Below are 15337 nucleotides of genomic sequence, written 5' to 3' on the forward strand. Positions count from 1 at the left end.
CGAAAGCTCAAGAGCGGCAAGGGGAGGCAGCATGCGGCAGCTCGTCGAAGACGTGGTGAGGAAGCTGAGTGCAGCGGTTGCGGCGTCGATTGTGTTGGGCGCCAGTTCGCCAGCCGGTGCGTTGGCCAACGCGGAACCTTACTGTCCGCAGGTGGGCCGAGCGCCACGACAGGTGTACGACATCGAGAAGTTCTGTGAGTTGGTGTATGGCGACCTGATGGAAGGCCGGGCACCGAACCTCCTGGAGTTGCTGGCACGGTCGCAGCGCATTCCGGTGCATACCTCGCTCGCTTCCAAGTCGCAGAAGGTGTCGAAGTCACATGATGTGAGGTCGACGGTGAAGCGGCCTGAAGCTGAGCCCGCTCGTTTTCGTAGGAGTGATTTCGAACCACGCATGCCGGGTGAAGGCGGCAGGGAAGCCGGCCGGGCTCCGGGTCGAGCTCTGAACCGAGACCGTCGAGCAAGCGTCGACCGTCAGAAGCGTTCGCGGAGGAACGATAGGAAGCCATCGTCCACGACGGTTCCCACGCCACCGGCTGCTCCATCCGAAACGCCGTCGGCATCGGCTTCTACATCTTTCCCTGTGCCTGCAGCGGTTTCCTCTGCGCCTGCGCCTGCGCCTGCGCCTGCGTCGCGCGATGCGGTGAGGCCGAAGTCAGAGCATCTGTCTGAGGCGATGGGTCCGCTGGGTGCCGCGCTGGCGTTCGGGCTCATGCTCATGGTCCTGAGCGCTGCGCTTATCGGTCGTCTACGGTCCTGGCCGGCGCAGGCGAGCGCGGACTCGTCTGCCGTGGCCCTGTCTGGCGGTATCGATGGTCGCAACGGTGAGGAAGCTGAACTACGCCCGGCGGTTGTCCTGGCATCCGCTGGGGCGCAGGCGCCTGTGGTCGACTGCGTGACGGCGGAGGCGGTTGCCGAGCCTGACCGTCGTGAGCATCTGGCGGTGACCACGTCTCAGCCTGACCAGCCCAGCTTTCGCCCGGCGGTCGCAAAGGTAGGTGCGGAAGCGGAGACTGAGGAGCCGTTCGTGCAAGGCGCTTCAGTCGACCTGGGATCGGGGTTCCTTGCGGCGGCCGGCAAGGCGAAGGTCGAGGTACTAGGGGTACCGCGGCTGTCGTATGGCAGGTCGGATATCTCCTTCGGACGTGCCGAGGCTCGCGAGTTGTTTGCGTTGCTTTCGGTGTCACGGGACGGCGTTTCGGCGGAGGGGATCGCCGAGACGCTGTGGCCGGGGGAGGTCGGCGGGCGCCGGTTGGATTCGGCGGTACGGGAGATCAACCGGGCTATGCGGCAGGCGGTGGGGTGTAGGGCCGGCGTGCGGTTCGTGCTGAAGTCCGGGGAGCGGCGACTGCTGCCGGCGGCATCGTTTGATGCGGACTTCTGGCGGTTCGAGGACGCGTGCAAGCTGGCCTCGATCGCGGCCGAGGATGCTGTGCGGATGGCGGCGTTGCATGAGGTGCTGGCCTTGTATCGAGGGGCGCTACTGGCTGGGTGTGATGACCTGTGGGTGCTCCCGCTGCGGCAGGCCGCTCAGCGGCAGGCAGCGGATGCCGCTGAGCGGCTGGCCGAGTTGGTGCGAGCCGATGATCCAGGCCGGGCGGTGGACGTGCTTCGGTTGGCGGTCGAGCGCATCGATCCGTGCAGCGAGACGTTGTGGTGCCTGCTGATGTCGGTCCAAGGCGAGCTTGGGCGCCTGCCCGCGGTGCGGCGTTCGTTCGAGTTGTTGAGGGAACGGCTGTCGGAGATCGACGCAGTGCCGAGTACGCAGGCGCGGCAGGTGTATGAGCGGTTCATGCGCTGACCGGCCCCGTCGAACAGCGGAGGATGCTGGGGACCTGGCGGTGCCCCGGTCGGGGCTCACCCTTCTTCGTGAAGAATGCGTTGGTCGTGCCGTGCGTAGGTGGCCAGCGTCTCGGCCGTGAGCAGATGGGCGGGGCGGGTGCCGTAGATGCGGGCCAGCAAGCGGAGCGTGGAGACGGAGGGACGTCGGCCTGCTTGTGGCCAGTTCTCGTAGTCGTAGAGGCGAGACTCGCGCAATCCGGCACCGATAGTGCCGGCGAACTGGTGGAACGCCTCGATCGTCTGCGCCGCGGTGAGTCCGGCGGCATACCGGTAGAGGCGGAGCGGGGTGGCCGGGTGGTCGAGGCCGAGGATGACGGCGATCTGGTCGACGGTGAAGCCGTGCTGGCGTAGGTAACGGCTGCGTCGGCGGCAGTCGAGAAGTGTTCGGTATCCGGTACCTGACATGCGTTGATGCCCCCTTTCCAGCCCACACGTGGTGGGCGCGTCGGTGCCCCGCATCCGGGGTCGGGGGGACGGTAGGGGGACTTGGTGGAGAGGCTCAAGCTGCTGACCGGGGTGGTCGATACGTTGATCGTCAGGTGATCACATGCCCGGGACAGCGCGTTTTCGCAGGTCGTGACAGCGATCGGGCCCGGGCATGGACCCGTGATTGTTGGGGGTGTGATTCGGACACAGAGGTGTCCGATGGTGCTGGTCGCTCCGGATGGGCCGGGGTTCACGGAGGTGACCAGCGGTGAATCAGCATCGGGACCAGCAGCCACAGAGTTGGGCAACTCGGGCCGCCGATTCGTCTTGCGACGTTCTCTCGAGTGGGGGAGAAAAGTTGCGGAGCGAGTTCCCGAATTCTCAGCCGGATGACGTGCTGGCTGAGCTCCGCAGTACCCAGTACGAGGGTATGTGGTGGCGACGGGCGTTCGCAGGCCAGGGGGACCAGGCCGCTCCGGCCCGTCACCTCGTCGCGCTGCTGCTGGGGGACACCTGCTGGGGGCAGGATGCGGAGTGGGTGGCCGCGGAACTGATCAGCAATGCTCTGCGGCACACTGACTCCGGCGTCGCGGGCGGGTTCTTCGTGGTGGAGGTTGCGCGTACTCCACGTAAGGCGCGCTTGGTCGTGCACGACCTAGGTGGAAGCGGCACGCCGGACTTCGGCCGGGCGGTCAAACTGGCTGAACAGCGCAAGCCGGGCCAGTACGAGGACGGGTACGGCCTGGCAAGCGTGGCCCGGGTGGCGAGCCGGGTCGGTGTGTCGGGAGACCCGATCGGGGGGCACGCGGTCTGGGCAGAGTTCGACTTGATTGCGTCCGGCGACGAGGAGCACCAGCGCCGAGGCGAAGGTGATCGGAACCGGGAAGGTGCGGCTCCACCCGATTACGAGCCGACCGCGCTCCGCCAGTCAGCTCTCGCCTTGACGGCCGGACATCTGGGACAAGTTTCAGGCGCTCCTTCGTCGAAGGGAGGTGGTATACGGCTGGACCCTCCCGTGCTCCCGTGGGAGGCGTCGTGATTCAAGAGGCGGACCAGGTGTCCGCGTTCGGGCAAGAGCCGTGGGCGCAGCAGGAGCTGTGCCGCCTGCGCCAGGAAAACCCGAACTGGGCGTTCTTGGTGGTGCGCTATCGCTGGTTGGCGCTGCGAGGCAAGCACGTAGGGATCGTCGCCTCCGGGCCGGAGGAGTTGCGGGCGGCTCTACTCTCAGCCGACGGCCCATCAACAGCGCCAGCCATGGCGGATCGGATGCCGGGAGATCACGCAGTACATGCTGAGGAGGCAGCGGCCGCATCAGCCGGTGCGGTGCCGAGTGGTTCGGTTAGGGCTGATACGGGGGAAAGGCGGTCGTTGCCCGCACGCCAGTCTGGGACGGACACATGGATGGCCGTGACCACGCCGCAGGCCGGAGATGGGTGGCGGAGACCGTGGCGCTGGTTGCGGCGACGCCGACGTATCGCCGCCGATCCTAGCTCGGCAGCCCGTCATGCTGCCGGTGGCGCAGGGTGGCGATGTGCCGGCGACTAGCGGCAGCGTTTGCCTGTCAGCTGTCCTCTGACGTCCAACCTTGAGCCTGTGCTATCGAAGGTTGAGTAGCTGACGGCACCGATGTGTTCGCGCATCGTCAGCTCGACAAATGCCCAGAAACGCGACCAAAGATCGCTAGGCTGCGACGGTGGACCCTGGGTCGTGGAGCGGACCGTCCTCCTGGCTGGCCGGTTGCCGCCGTTTACACCGCCGCTACAAACACCGAGCCGACCATTTCGTATCCTGCGTCGCCATCGCTGCAGCTTTCATGTGTTATCGCAGCATGACCAAATGGATCGCTGTCTAAATACACTCTATGCTCACTGCCACCCCTGGGGAACCCTGGGAGCTCTGTGAGCGTGGAGCAGATTCCGTACATCTGTAGTGCGCTGCCTTTTCGGACCTGTCATGGACGGAACTTTCAGCTGTCCAAATATCCGCAGCCAAATGATCAAAGAGTTAGCTCCGAGGTACCCAAAGTTACGGTTGACGGGGCGATCACGTTTGAGTTGTACTCTTTGTTGAGATCAAGTCCACTTTGGAGGAAACGTGTCTACTCGTCCACTTCTCGGCAGGTTCAAGCGGATAGGCATGTTGGCCCTGGCTGCAGCTTTAGGATTAACGACCGCTCTCCCTGCTAGGGCCGACCAACCAAGCGAAGGCGTGGAACAGGCGCCGTTCAAAAACCCGGATGGCAGCTTCTGCGTGGTTCATTTGGTCAAGAAGACAGAACCGAAGCTCTCTACGAAACCAGTCTGCTACGATACCGCCACAGAAGCACTCAAGGACGCAAGCGGTGGGGCAATCACAGACGTTCCTGCTGACGGCAAGGGGCTCGGTTCGCCGGAGTTTGTGGCAAAGATCAAGGCACACAATGATTCTGTGGCACGGATTCGCGCCACAGGCGCCCGCGCTGACTATATCATAGGCGCCGTTTTCCAGCTAGAGTGGTACGAAGGTGAGTCGCTTTTCATATCGGGCCCTACTACATGTCCGGTCGGTGATGTATATTACGACACCGACTTCACCGGCACGTGGTGGGATAACCGTACCTCATCCGCACAATCGTACTACCAATGCTACGGGCTTCTTTGGCAGTTCACGTTCTCTGGGCAGTACTACCACGTCCAAGGTTCTACTCCATTGCTGGGTGACTTCGACAATAGAACATCCTCGGTCGAGTTCTACTAAATATGCAAGCCTGTGCCATGCAAGTTATGGCGCAGGCTCCCTTCTAGTAGGAAATCTCAATGCTGAAACTGCCAATTGCTTTTAATTCAGTTCTAAAGTCGGCTCTCGTTTGCGCCTTATTCACGACCGCGGTTGCTGGGTGCGGAGGAACTGCCACTCAGGCCAGTATGGCTAAAGTAGGTCTTCCTTCGCCAAAGAAGACAGCATCGGTTGCCGCCAACAAGCGATACTCAGAAGTTCGCTGCTATAGCGTGCCCGACCCCGACGGCCACTTTTCTGACGTGATGTATGCCACCGAGAGAGGCAGCGCTACAAGCCAGAAAATTACTGCCAAGCGGGCGAAGAACTCATGCGCTACACTTTTCCGGCAAGGGTTTCTCGTAGAAGGGATGTCTAAGAGCTACTCTTCTGCAAGTAGTACGGACGGCAAAGTCCCGGAACTTTTCGTATGCGCAATGGATACAGCACGTTTCGCTGTCTTCCCGACGAAATCGTGCAAGGCGCTCGGACTTGCCAAAGCGTAGGGTAAAAATCCATGTTCGGCTTTATGTTCTTGAGCAGCCCGTTGGCTGCTAATGTACCCGAACATAGCCTATCCTCCCTCATTCTCGTTGGAATGTGAGAGAGTGACTACGGTTGATCCAGCGTGGGGGTATCGAGGCTATCGCCTATTTTTTCGATATTCAGATTGAAAAGACCCCGACTGGAGTTACTTCGTCGTTCAAACGCGGCTGCGGGGGTGTCTTGTCGGTTATCTGGCTGGGGTGAGAGTAGCTGAGTCGATCTTTGTCTGGTAGAGGGCTACGTCGTCCATCCGGACGGAGCACTCGCCATCGCAGTCCGGCTTCCAACCGCAGCGATCGCCGGCCCTGCAGCGTGCCGCGCCTGCAGCGCGAGCCCAAGATCGCGCAGCGACTGACGACGCAGGGGCGGCACCGTTCGGGGCCATGGCCTTCGGTCTTCTCGTGATGCTGCTCAGTGCGTTGCTGCTGAGCTGGGCCCGCGTGCGAATCCGCCAGAAGACTGCGAAGGCGGCCGCCCCGTCCGCTGTCGCAGGAGGCGCGAACTCCTCGCGTGGTGGGTTCTTCTCACCATGAGCCCCACTTCATCTCACGGGATTCGCCCTCGGCCCGACACGAGGGCCTCTTCTTTGGCAGGGGCGCAGAGACCCCGGAGGGGGTGGCGTTCGCTGGTCTCGGTTCGCAGACTGGCCGTAGATCGGTGTAGTGGCTGGTGTGGCGTTTTGTGGTAGCGGTCGGTGTCGCCGCTGAGAGCGACCCACCCGCGCATTCTCGTTTTTGCAGGTCATAACGGTTTCGTCCGGCGCGATGCACGCCCCGACTCGCCTAAGGCGAGCCCAGGAATATATGTGCGGGTCCGTTGTGGTGTGGCCCTTACATTCTGGTCGGGGTTCCCGCCGCTGATGACTTTCGGTCTTCTGCTAGCCGGCCTTCTCGCGGCCGGCGCGGGGCCGGCCGTTGGGAGGGCCTCGAAAGAGGCGCGCAGAACCTCGCCCACCCGGTCGGTCCATGTCTGCCCATGTTCGGCCAGTTTCCTGGCTGCGCCGTCCGGGTCGGCCTGGCGCGTGTGTCCGATGCCCGTGCCGGGTGCGTGTGTACCGTCCCCGCCCCGCGCGGAGCCGTTGCCGGATGGGGTGCGGCATAGGCGGGACCCGGCTCGCCGCAGGGCGTTCCGAGGCCGGGGTGTCGGGTGGGGCTAGCTGATGGCCACAGTGCCAGCGGGTGAGGTGTCCGTGTATGCCAGGGCATCGGCCCAGGTGTGGTGGTGGTCACAGAGGATGTCGGTCAGGTCGGCGGCGATGGTGCGGTCGTCGTGGGGATCGCCTTGTTCGGCGCGGTTGTCGCGTAGCTGGCACATGTCCTCGTAGCTGATAATCTCCAGCAGGGCGCCTTCGTCGCCGTTTCCGGCACGGGTGATGACGGCGCCGGTGCCGTCCCACATCAGCGTCCATCCGGGGCCATAGGCGGACAGCCCTCGTACGTGGGCGACGTCCACCTCGATGTAGGCAGGTTCTTGCGGGAACCCGGTGCTGTCACGTCGGGGGTAGGCGTGCGCGATGTGCGGGGGCAGCCCGGCAGCCGTGGCGATCAGTGCGGCGATGGCGGCGGGCGGGGTGTGGTGGGGCACGGTTGCGGTGTAGGTGGTGGCCGGTGGCGTACCGGGCTCGCATGGGCCGGTGATGGTGATCATGATGGGCGTGGCCGACCTGTGGGTCTGGGCCATGATGTCCATGACGATCCGGGCCGTTGCGCCGATTGCGCCGATCCGGTATTCGGTGGCGATCTGGTAGCCGTTGGCGGTGGCCTTGCCCTGCCGGGTGCGGTGGATGCCGTAGGGGCGTAGGGCGGTGGTGTAGGGGGCCGTCATGAACATCATGGGGTGGACGCGTAGCCACTCGTCGAGGTAGTCGTGGGCGATGTCGGTGAAATCGGCCGCGACGGTGTCGTCGTTGGACGGTTCGCCGTATTCGGTACGCAACGCGTGTGATGCCGCGATGGCCTCGAAGTCGACGATCTCGAAGATCGATCCGTCGTCGGCGGTTTCAGCGCGGGCGATGAACACCTCGCGCCCGTTCCACATCAGGCCCCATCCGGGGCCGTAGGCCGATAGTCCGCGTACGTGCGAGGCGTTCACGATGACCTCGTCGTCGGCGGTGATCGTGTGTCGCATCATGCGTGCGTTTCCTTTCATTTCCGGGTTCCGCGCCCGGGGCTTCCCGCGCATATCTATGGACGCTCGACTTCTAATTGATGTCAAGCTGAACACGTGATTATTCGCGAGGCGCTGCTAACCGTGAATCGGGCAACACGGCATCGTCCGCCGTCGTTCGGATAAATGTCGGACGACCCGCACGCGCGTCTATTGTCAAGCCGATCCGGCGACCTTCTCGCGAGAAGTTTTCCCAGCTTGCAGAAGGTGTCGTTAGGTAAGCCTCTCCAGCCGTCGCGGTGACGAAAAAAGTTTCCGGGGTTGCTTGCCATGCGCCACGACGCGAGACATGGTCGAGCCGCAAACGAAAACACCGGCCGCACACCGGGCCGGGAATTCAACCGGGAAGGCATCGGAACAATGGCTATTCACGCCACGGAAATGGTCGTCGCGGAAAACGCCGCCAATGACACGGAAATCCTCGCTGACGCGCCCGTGACGGGCCCTGACGGCCCGGCCATCCCGGCCCCGGGCACCGACAACCAGGGCGGGGCGGAAGCCCGCGTGGCGGCGGTACGGGCCGCGCTGATCGCCACGCCGGGCGGGTCGGCCACGGCGATCGGGGCGGCCGCCGGGATGAGCCGGGTGACGGCGGGCAAGATCCTCAACCAGCTCGAAGACGACGGCCGGGCCCGGCGTGTGGCGGGCGGGCGTGACGGTCAGGGCCGAGGGCGCACCCCGGACCAGTGGTATCCGGCCGACAACGACGACATGACCGACAGTTCCACGGTCGCCTCGGAGCAGACCGTAGAGGTCGACCTCCCCGACACGGCGGAAGCCACGCCTACGGCTGCCACCACAGACGGCCTGAACGCGGCCGATCTGGATGAGACGACGGAGGAGGCCACCGGGCTGGACACCCACCAGGAGGCAGTACTGGCCGCGCTGGAGGGGAACTCCGGCTGGTCCGCCGCCGCGATCGGCGCAGCGGCCGGACTGACCCAGGAGGGCGCGATCAAGGTGCTCGAGCAGCTGGTGGCGGCCCGGCTGGCCTCACGCGGAGACGAGGAGGACCCGAACAAGGACGAGTGGCACCTGGCATCCGGCGGCGAGCAGACCGCCTGCGACGAGGCTCCCGAGGTGAACGTGGAGCCCACCGAGACCTTCCCGCCGGACGCTGACGAGACTCCAGACGAGCCGATCGCTGAGCCGGTTGCCGACACCGATCCGGCCTGGGTGGGGGTGCGGGCCGAACTCCTTGAGTTGGCTGACCTGCTGTCCGGGACGGTCACCGCGAAAGACGACAACGGGGATTCGGTGATGGCGTTGGGCCGCCTCGAAATGGCGATGGCCAAGGCCGCTCAGGTGCATCGGACCGCCCGCGCGGTGCTGACCGGCATCACCCCCGCCCCGGCACGGACGCCGTCCACCCGCACCGGCAACGGGGGCGGCGGCGGGGCGACGGTCCGGCCGGGCGCGCTGCGCGATCGGGTGCACGCGCACCTGACCGAGCACCCCGGTAAGGAGTTCACGCCGTACGAGATCGGGCGGGTGCTGGACGCCTCGTCCGGCGCGGTGGCCAACGCGTTGGACAGGCTCGTCAGCCTCGGGCAGGCAGCGCTGACCTGTGAACGGCCCCGACGGTTCGCCCTCGCCGCCACCGACAGCACGAGCGACTGATCCGCGCGCGGGCGGGCTACCCCACCAGCCCGCCCGCCGCCCCAGGCAGGCGTTGCCTGGACCCCGGCCTGTCCCGGGACGGCCGCACCAACGATCCGCATCACACATCCCTTACCTGATTCATCACGCCTGAGGAGGCACCGTCATGGCCCACGAGATCGAGATCTTCGCCAACGGCTCGGCCGGTTTCGCCGCTGCCGGGAAGCCTGGCTGGCACGGGCTCGGCTACACCGCGCCCGGCCCGATGACCGCCGAGGAACTCCTGAACAACGCCCAGCTCGCCGGATGGGACGTGCGCAAGGTCGGGGTCGGTCCGGTGACCGACCCCGTCACCGGACAGCCCGTCACCGCCGAGGAGGACTTCCTGGTCGTCCGTACGAACCCGGTAACCGGTCAGCCCGAACGGCTCGGCATGGTCGGCAAGGACTACAAGGTCGTACAGAACGAGGAGGTCACCGACTTCCTGCAGACCCTGGTGGACGAGTCCGGCGCGGTCTTCGACACCGGCGGTTCGCTGAACGGCGGACGCCGGGTCTTCGTCACCATGCGCCTGCCCGAGCCGCTCATGGTCGGTGGGTTCGACCAGGTCGACCTGTACCTGGCGGCGTTCTCCCGTCACGACGGCTGGGGCGCGTTCACCACCGTTGCGACCCCCGTCCGTGTGGTGTGCGCGAACACCGAACGCGCGGCGTTGCGCAACCACGCGGCCAAGTTCACGGTCCGGCACACCGGTCACATCGCCGGGCGCATCGCGGAGGCCCGCGAGGCGCTCAAACTGACGTGGCGGCACGGCCAGGCGTTCGCCGAAGAAGCCGAGAAGCTCCTTTCGGTTCCGATGGACGTCAAGGAGTTCCGGCAGTTCGCCGCCGCCCTCCATCCCATGGACCCCAACGCCAAAGAGTTGCGGCGCAAGAACCACGAGATGACGATGCGCGAGCTGGAGTGGCTGTTCACCAGCGCGCCGACCCAGGAACCGATCAGGAACACCCGCTGGGCCGCGTACAACGCCGTCACCGAGCGGCTCGACCACAAGAGCCCCGTCTTCGGCAGCCGTGACATCGGCACCGTGCGGGCCGAGCGTGCCCTGCTCGACGACCACGACAACACCAAGATCAAGATCCGCGCGTTCAAGCTCCTCGCCACCGCCTGAACGCCTGAACGACCCGGTACGGCCCGCCCCAGGGCCGTACCGGACCACCCACAACCTCAAGGAGAAGATCATGGGACAGCTCGAGACCATGGCCGAGACGCATTACACCCGCACCTCCATCGAGGCGCGCGAGGCGATCGACAAGCTGACCTACGCCGCCGAGTCCGGCAAGGGCCTCGCCTGCGAGGACCTGGCCCGGCTCGCCGTCACCCAGTTCGCCTGCGGCTGGTGGCAGCAGGTCATGGACCTGATCAACGGTGAGGGACTCGACGCGGCCGAGGCCGTCATGCGCATCCGCCGCGAAGCCGAACAGCACCTCCTGACCGGCAGCCCGATCCGTTACGGAGACCTGTTCTCGCAGGCGATGGCCCAGGCCCGGCGTCAGGCCGCGCAGGGATTCCTGGCCACCACCCGGTCATTGGCCGATGCGCTGGCAGGGCCTGCCGCCCCGGCGAGCCACGCCGCGAAGTAGCCCTCCGACCAAGGAACCCATCATGACGACCAAGTCCCCTGATCGCCGTCAGCCGCATGAGAACGGCAGTACGGACGTGTCCGGCGCGCGCGTTCAGCAACCCCCGGTCACGCCCGACGTGCCATCCACCGAGACAGAAGACCAGCTCACACGGTTCGAGTGGCGGGTGAAGCAGGTGCTCGCGGCTACCCAGCACGCCGCCTACGCCGCTGGCGCCGAAGTGGCGTACCTGCTGCAGCGCGGACTCCGGCTGACGGGCGAGCCGCTCTACCAGGCCAGCTTCACCCAGGCGCTGCGCATGTGGTGGGAGCTGGTGGACGAGCAGATCAACCAGCACCACCTCGAAGGCGACCACGCGGTACGCCGGGTCCGTTCGTGGGCCCGTACGTACCTGACCGCCGAGCCCACCTCGACCAAGCCGGGAAGCCTGCTGGACCACGGCCTCGCGCACGCGTCCCGCGCCGCCGCCCGCCGGTTCCTGGCCGCCACCGGCGAACTGCTCGCCAGCCACGCCACGTGCCAGGGACGCACCCCGGCCCCGAACAACGACTCAACCCATAGGACACCTCATGACCAGCCATCCCTCGAACCCGCCCACCAGCCCTAACCCGTCCACGCCTGAGCCACTGCGCGCGGTGGCCGAGCGGGCGCAGCAACTGCACGAGGAGGTGGCGCGTGACCTGGCGCACCGCTTCACACAGGGGCAACACGTGACAGCCCGGCAGGTGACCATCGGGCTTCGCGCGCAGACCCTGCACATCTGGTGGAGCATGGTCCTGCGGCACGACGCCGCCATGACCCCCGGCGGTGGTGGGGACGGCATCCACGGACTGGAGCGGTACGCGTCCTGGATCGCCAGCTACCTCACCCACCACCCTGCCGACGGCGCCGCCGCTCCCACAACTCAGGCAGTGGCCGAGCGGGAACTGGCGGAAGAGGACCTGGCCCTCGTGCACATCGACTACGGACTCGCTCTCATCCGGCGTTCCGCCGCACGCGAGTTCCTCAAGGTAGCGGCGAGTATCTCGCCGGCTGTGCAGCGTCTCCGAGACCAGGACCGTCGGGGAGCTGCTCGCTTGCGCGGGTCGGCTTCTCCTGAGGCGGCATGGAGGGGGACGAGCCGATGAGCGCCAGCACCATCGGGCCCGATCAGGCCAGCGGCGACGCGGAGGAGGTCACCAACTCGGCCGAAGGCTCGCACGCCGAGATGTTCCAGCTCATGGCATGGCGGTGGAACGTCTCACACGCCAAGAAGCTGACGGCGGACCGTACTCCGGGCGGACAAGTCGAGGTGGCGGCCTGGGCCGGGCTGCTGCAACTGATCCACATCGACGAGGAGCACGCCCAGCAGGTCGATCTGTCGGAGCCGCTGATCGTCGTACCGGTCCCCAACGGTGGCCTCCTGGTCATCGACGGCTGGCACCGCATCCGCAAAGCCCTGGTCAGCGGGGTGAAGCACCTGCTGGCCCACGTGCTGAGCGTTGAGGAGGAACTCGCCTGCCGCGTTCACGGCGGGGAGAAGGGCGAGGGCTGGATCCGGTAGTCGGTCCGGTGGCGTAGGTGGCCTGCCCCGGCCAGCACAGGCGAATTGTGCTGGCCGGGGCAGACCTCCTGCACCACCGGCCCCGACCCCCGAAGGACACGGCCTGAGCGGCGCCAGGAAACGAGATCGTAGTGCTCCTCCCGCGTTCTACTCTGCGGCTTTGGCGCGGGCTCGCTCGATCCTGGCCTGCACCTCGGCAAGCTTCAGCTTCGCAGCAGCATTGGCTTCGCGTAGCTCGCGGGCTTCGGCCTGGGCGGTGTCCTTCTCCAACTCCGGCTCGATCATCTCAAGAAGCGGTGTCCCGCCGTCGGCGACTGAGGAGGAGGGATGGAGGGTGTGGCCGAGGAGCCGCAATGTCCATGGGACCGCCTGGAGGTATTCGACCAGGCTGGTTTCGTCCTCATCAGACAGGGTGAGGTCGCGAGGGCGATTTCGATTGTGCAGGTCGACCTGTGCGGCGTCGGCGAGGCCGTCGTAGAGCTTCCCTTCCAGCCATGCGGCCTCTCCGCTGTGCAACTGGTGGCCGCCTTCGCTCCGGATGAGCAGGGCCCGGTACCAATGACCACGTTCGAGCTGTTCGAGTACGCGCTTGCGCAAGCCCGACGTGGTGGCCTTGCCGACGTAGGCTCCCCATCGGCCCTCCGCGTCCGGCCGGTCCATGAGGAGATACACGCCCGGGACGTTCCAGTCTTCCGGCGTGCGGATGGCGTAATCCCGGTCGACGACAAGCATGCCCGCGACCTTGTGCTTGGGCTGGATCTTCAAGGGGCCATTCAGGTCGAGCGGAAGGCTCACGATGAGCGGCGGCGGGGCCAGGCGCAGCGCGTTCGTCTGAATCTCCTCCCATCGCGCCGTCGTACGAGACCTTCCCGGACAGTATCGGCGGCATACCTCAGCGTGCCGTGAATTAGAGAAGAAGGCCCTGCAACTCACCGGCCCCACGGCCTCGTCAGCGGGGGTCGGAACGGCCGAGGGGGCGGGTGAAACCGATCAAATCGCCCCGCTGGTACGAGCTGATTTTGACGACTTCACGACGGTTCGGCGCATGGATCATCTGACCATTGCCGATGACGAGGCCTACGTGTCCGGGCCCGTCGGCTTGCCTGTTGAAGAAGGCGAGGTCGCCCGGCTGCTCCTGGCCGGTCGGGATGCGCGTGCCGTGTTGCCATTGGTCAGCGGCCACGCGTGGGATGGCGATCCCGGCGGCTTGGAAGGCGCGCATGGTCAGCCCGGAGCAGTCGAAGGCATTCGGGCCCTCGGCTCCCCATACGTACGGCTTTCCAAGCTGAGCCTGGGCATAGGCGATGACGACCGCCGCCTGCTCGCCCGGCATGACGGTGACGCAGGAGCCGGCGAGGGCGTCCACGGTTCGCTGCGCGAGCGGCTCCCATGAGGCGTATGCGTCTGGGCGGCTGGAGCGTTGGACGGCTTGGGCCGCCTTGGTCAGCGGCAGCTGGACCCAGCCAGGGACCGCGACGAGGTGGGTGTAGAACTGGCGGGCCGCGTAGGTCGGGTTGAGGATCTGCTCGGGCGTTCCCCATCCCTGGCTGGGACGCTGCTGGAACAGTCCCAGCGAGTCGAGGTGACCGTAGCGCAGGTTACGGAGCCTGGACTCTTGCAGCGCGGTCGCTACCGCGATTCGGGAAGGAAGGCCCAGTTGGAAGCCGGTCTGCACGATGAGAGCGGCGTTGCTCTGCTGCTCCTCGTCCAGATCGTCGAGGGAGGCCACGGCCGGGCCGCCTTGCGGGCTGCTGTTCGTGGTCGTGATGACGCAGCCGATCCCTCCAGGGGTTCCCGAGCTGGTGAGGATGCTCGTGATGGCTGCGATGAACGCCAAGACGATGAGCAGCAGGAGGGCGGCGCCGGCCGCGGCGTACTTCACCTCGTCATCTCTCCTCTCGGTGAGGCGATGTTCGGTGGGCTAGGCGTCGATCTCGTCCTGCCTGGTGGCGGGGTGGGCCAGATCAGGCCAGGCGTCAGCGAGCTCGGCCAGCCGGAGCCGAGGGCCGTCGTGGTTGACGGGTAGCCAGACAGGCCCGGCTGGGCCGTCGCCGAGACTGGTGTGGATGGCGGTGGCGACCAGCACTTCTACGTTGGCCAGGAGCCTGCGCAGGTTCGTCTCTCGGGCGCGGCTGGGCAGCCATAGCAGCACGGGCGTCGTGATCTGGGTGGCGTCGGCGAGCTCGGCGTAGTCGGGCAGCTTGGCGGCGACCTTGTTCAGAGACTCGGTACCGGTGTCGTGTTCGAGGAAGAAGTCGATCACTCGGCCGTTCTCGGCCCAGCGGCCGTAGGCGTCGGGGCGGGCCAGGTCGCCCCAGAGCTTGGCGCAGCGCTTCTCCGACCACCACGCCAGCACCTCCGCGCTGGTTTCAGCTCCGGCGTGGCGGGCGTGGTAGTGCAGGTCGGCGAAGAAGTCGTTGACTCCGACCTGGTGGCCGGTCTTGGTCGAGACCGAGATGGACATGGCCAGGTCGGGGTGGTAGCCGAACTCCTTGACCGTCACGCCTTCGCGGATGGCGAGGAGCTCGGCGCCGGCGCGCCCGAGGATCCAGTGGTTGGGTGCGGAGCCACCGTACGGGGTCCAGGGCCGGAATCGGGTGACGGTGTGCAGCTTGTGCAAGATCCCCATACGGCGGCGGGTGGACTGCGGGATGCCGAAGAAGATGCGTTGGATCTGATGGGTGGTCAGGACACGGTGCTCGTGCAGATGGGCGAGGATGTCGTAGTCGCGAGGCGTCAGGCGGGCGGCGATTTCCGCCATGGCGGCGGCATCGAAGCGGGGCAGGCCGCGCGGGATGCGGGCGATTGGCATGGGCTT

General features: G+C 66.1%; 14 protein-coding genes and 1 pseudogene. 10 read left to right on the top strand and 5 right to left on the bottom strand.

Translation table 11 applies throughout. The features are described from left to right. Window positions 1–31: 31 nt before the first annotated feature. Entirely contained in the window at window positions 32–1801 is a 1770-nt protein-coding gene (locus FH608_RS23865) for an AfsR/SARP family transcriptional regulator (protein WP_139632816.1), read from the top strand. A gap of 56 nt (window positions 1802–1857) precedes the next feature. Here FH608_RS23865 and FH608_RS23870 read toward each other — a convergent pair whose 3' ends face one another. Further along, window positions 1858–2247 (bottom strand): helix-turn-helix domain-containing protein, encoded by a 390-nt coding sequence (locus tag FH608_RS23870; protein WP_139632817.1) that lies wholly within the window; start codon window positions 2245–2247, stop codon window positions 1858–1860. 379 nt (window positions 2248–2626) lie between these two features. On the opposite strand from FH608_RS23870, the gene FH608_RS23875 reads away from it, so the two are divergent. The 3 genes and pseudogenes from FH608_RS23875 to FH608_RS23880 all read left to right on the top strand — a co-directional run bounded on the left by FH608_RS23875 (window position 2627) and on the right by FH608_RS23880 (window position 5004). Next, entirely contained in the window at window positions 2627–3307 is a 681-nt protein-coding gene (locus tag FH608_RS23875; RefSeq protein WP_139632818.1) for an ATP-binding protein, read from the top strand. A 662-nt stretch (window positions 3308–3969) separates the two neighbouring features. Then, a pseudogene (locus FH608_RS52910) lies at window positions 3970–4120 on the top strand (IS5/IS1182 family transposase); the annotation flags it as partial. Window positions 4121–4362: 242 nt separating this feature from the next. Then, complete coding sequence (locus FH608_RS23880) at window positions 4363–5004, top strand: hypothetical protein (protein WP_139632819.1); 642 nt, start codon at window positions 4363–4365, stop codon at window positions 5002–5004. 1716 nt (window positions 5005–6720) lie between these two features. On the opposite strand, the gene FH608_RS23885 is transcribed toward FH608_RS23880, so the two are convergent. After that, on the bottom strand, window positions 6721–7698 hold the full coding sequence (locus FH608_RS23885) for a hypothetical protein (RefSeq protein WP_139632820.1): 978 nt from the start codon (window positions 7696–7698) through the stop codon (window positions 6721–6723). Between the two features lie 306 nt (window positions 7699–8004). On the opposite strand from FH608_RS23885, the gene FH608_RS23890 reads away from it, so the two are divergent. The 6 genes from FH608_RS23890 to FH608_RS23915 all read left to right on the top strand — a co-directional run bounded on the left by FH608_RS23890 (window position 8005) and on the right by FH608_RS23915 (window position 12519). Further along, window positions 8005–9354, top strand: coding sequence for a hypothetical protein (locus tag FH608_RS23890; protein WP_139632821.1), 1350 nt, complete (start codon window positions 8005–8007; stop codon window positions 9352–9354). Window positions 9355–9499: 145 nt separating this feature from the next. Continuing rightward, window positions 9500–10504 carry a DUF932 domain-containing protein gene (locus FH608_RS23895; protein ID WP_139632822.1) on the top strand — a complete coding sequence of 335 codons (1005 nt, stop codon included), beginning with the start codon at window positions 9500–9502 and terminating at the stop codon, window positions 10502–10504. A 70-nt stretch (window positions 10505–10574) separates the two neighbouring features. Beyond that, entirely contained in the window at window positions 10575–10976 is a 402-nt protein-coding gene (locus FH608_RS23900; protein ID WP_139632823.1) for a hypothetical protein, read from the top strand. 22 nt (window positions 10977–10998) lie between these two features. Then, the gene (locus FH608_RS23905; RefSeq protein ID WP_139632824.1) at window positions 10999–11583 is read left to right on the top strand and encodes a hypothetical protein; all 585 of its coding nucleotides are present in this window, start codon (window positions 10999–11001) and stop codon (window positions 11581–11583) included. Beyond that, window positions 11546–12103, top strand: coding sequence for a hypothetical protein (locus FH608_RS23910; protein WP_139632826.1), 558 nt, complete (start codon window positions 11546–11548; stop codon window positions 12101–12103). The genes FH608_RS23905 and FH608_RS23910 overlap by 38 nt, the downstream gene beginning before the upstream one ends. After that, complete coding sequence (locus FH608_RS23915; protein ID WP_139632827.1) at window positions 12100–12519, top strand: hypothetical protein; 420 nt, start codon at window positions 12100–12102, stop codon at window positions 12517–12519. The genes FH608_RS23910 and FH608_RS23915 overlap by 4 nt, the downstream gene beginning before the upstream one ends. Window positions 12520–12666: 147 nt before the next feature. On the opposite strand, the gene FH608_RS23920 is transcribed toward FH608_RS23915, so the two are convergent. The 3 genes from FH608_RS23920 to FH608_RS23930 all read right to left on the bottom strand — a co-directional run bounded on the left by FH608_RS23920 (window position 12667) and on the right by FH608_RS23930 (window position 15331). Beyond that, window positions 12667–13284, bottom strand: a complete 618-nt coding sequence (locus FH608_RS23920) for a GIY-YIG nuclease family protein (RefSeq protein WP_139632828.1) — start codon at window positions 13282–13284, stop codon at window positions 12667–12669. Between the two features lie 184 nt (window positions 13285–13468). Beyond that, window positions 13469–14401: a C40 family peptidase gene (locus tag FH608_RS23925; protein ID WP_139632829.1), complete on the bottom strand. Its 933-nt coding sequence runs from the start codon at window positions 14399–14401 to the stop codon at window positions 13469–13471. A gap of 39 nt (window positions 14402–14440) precedes the next feature. Further along, window positions 14441–15331, bottom strand: coding sequence for a replication-relaxation family protein (locus FH608_RS23930; RefSeq protein ID WP_139632830.1), 891 nt, complete (start codon window positions 15329–15331; stop codon window positions 14441–14443). Window positions 15332–15337: the final 6 nt, after the last annotated feature.

Origin of the sequence: Nonomuraea phyllanthi (genome assembly GCF_006334985.2) — a bacterium.
GTDB classification, from domain to species: domain Bacteria; phylum Actinomycetota; class Actinomycetes; order Streptosporangiales; family Streptosporangiaceae; genus Nonomuraea; species Nonomuraea phyllanthi.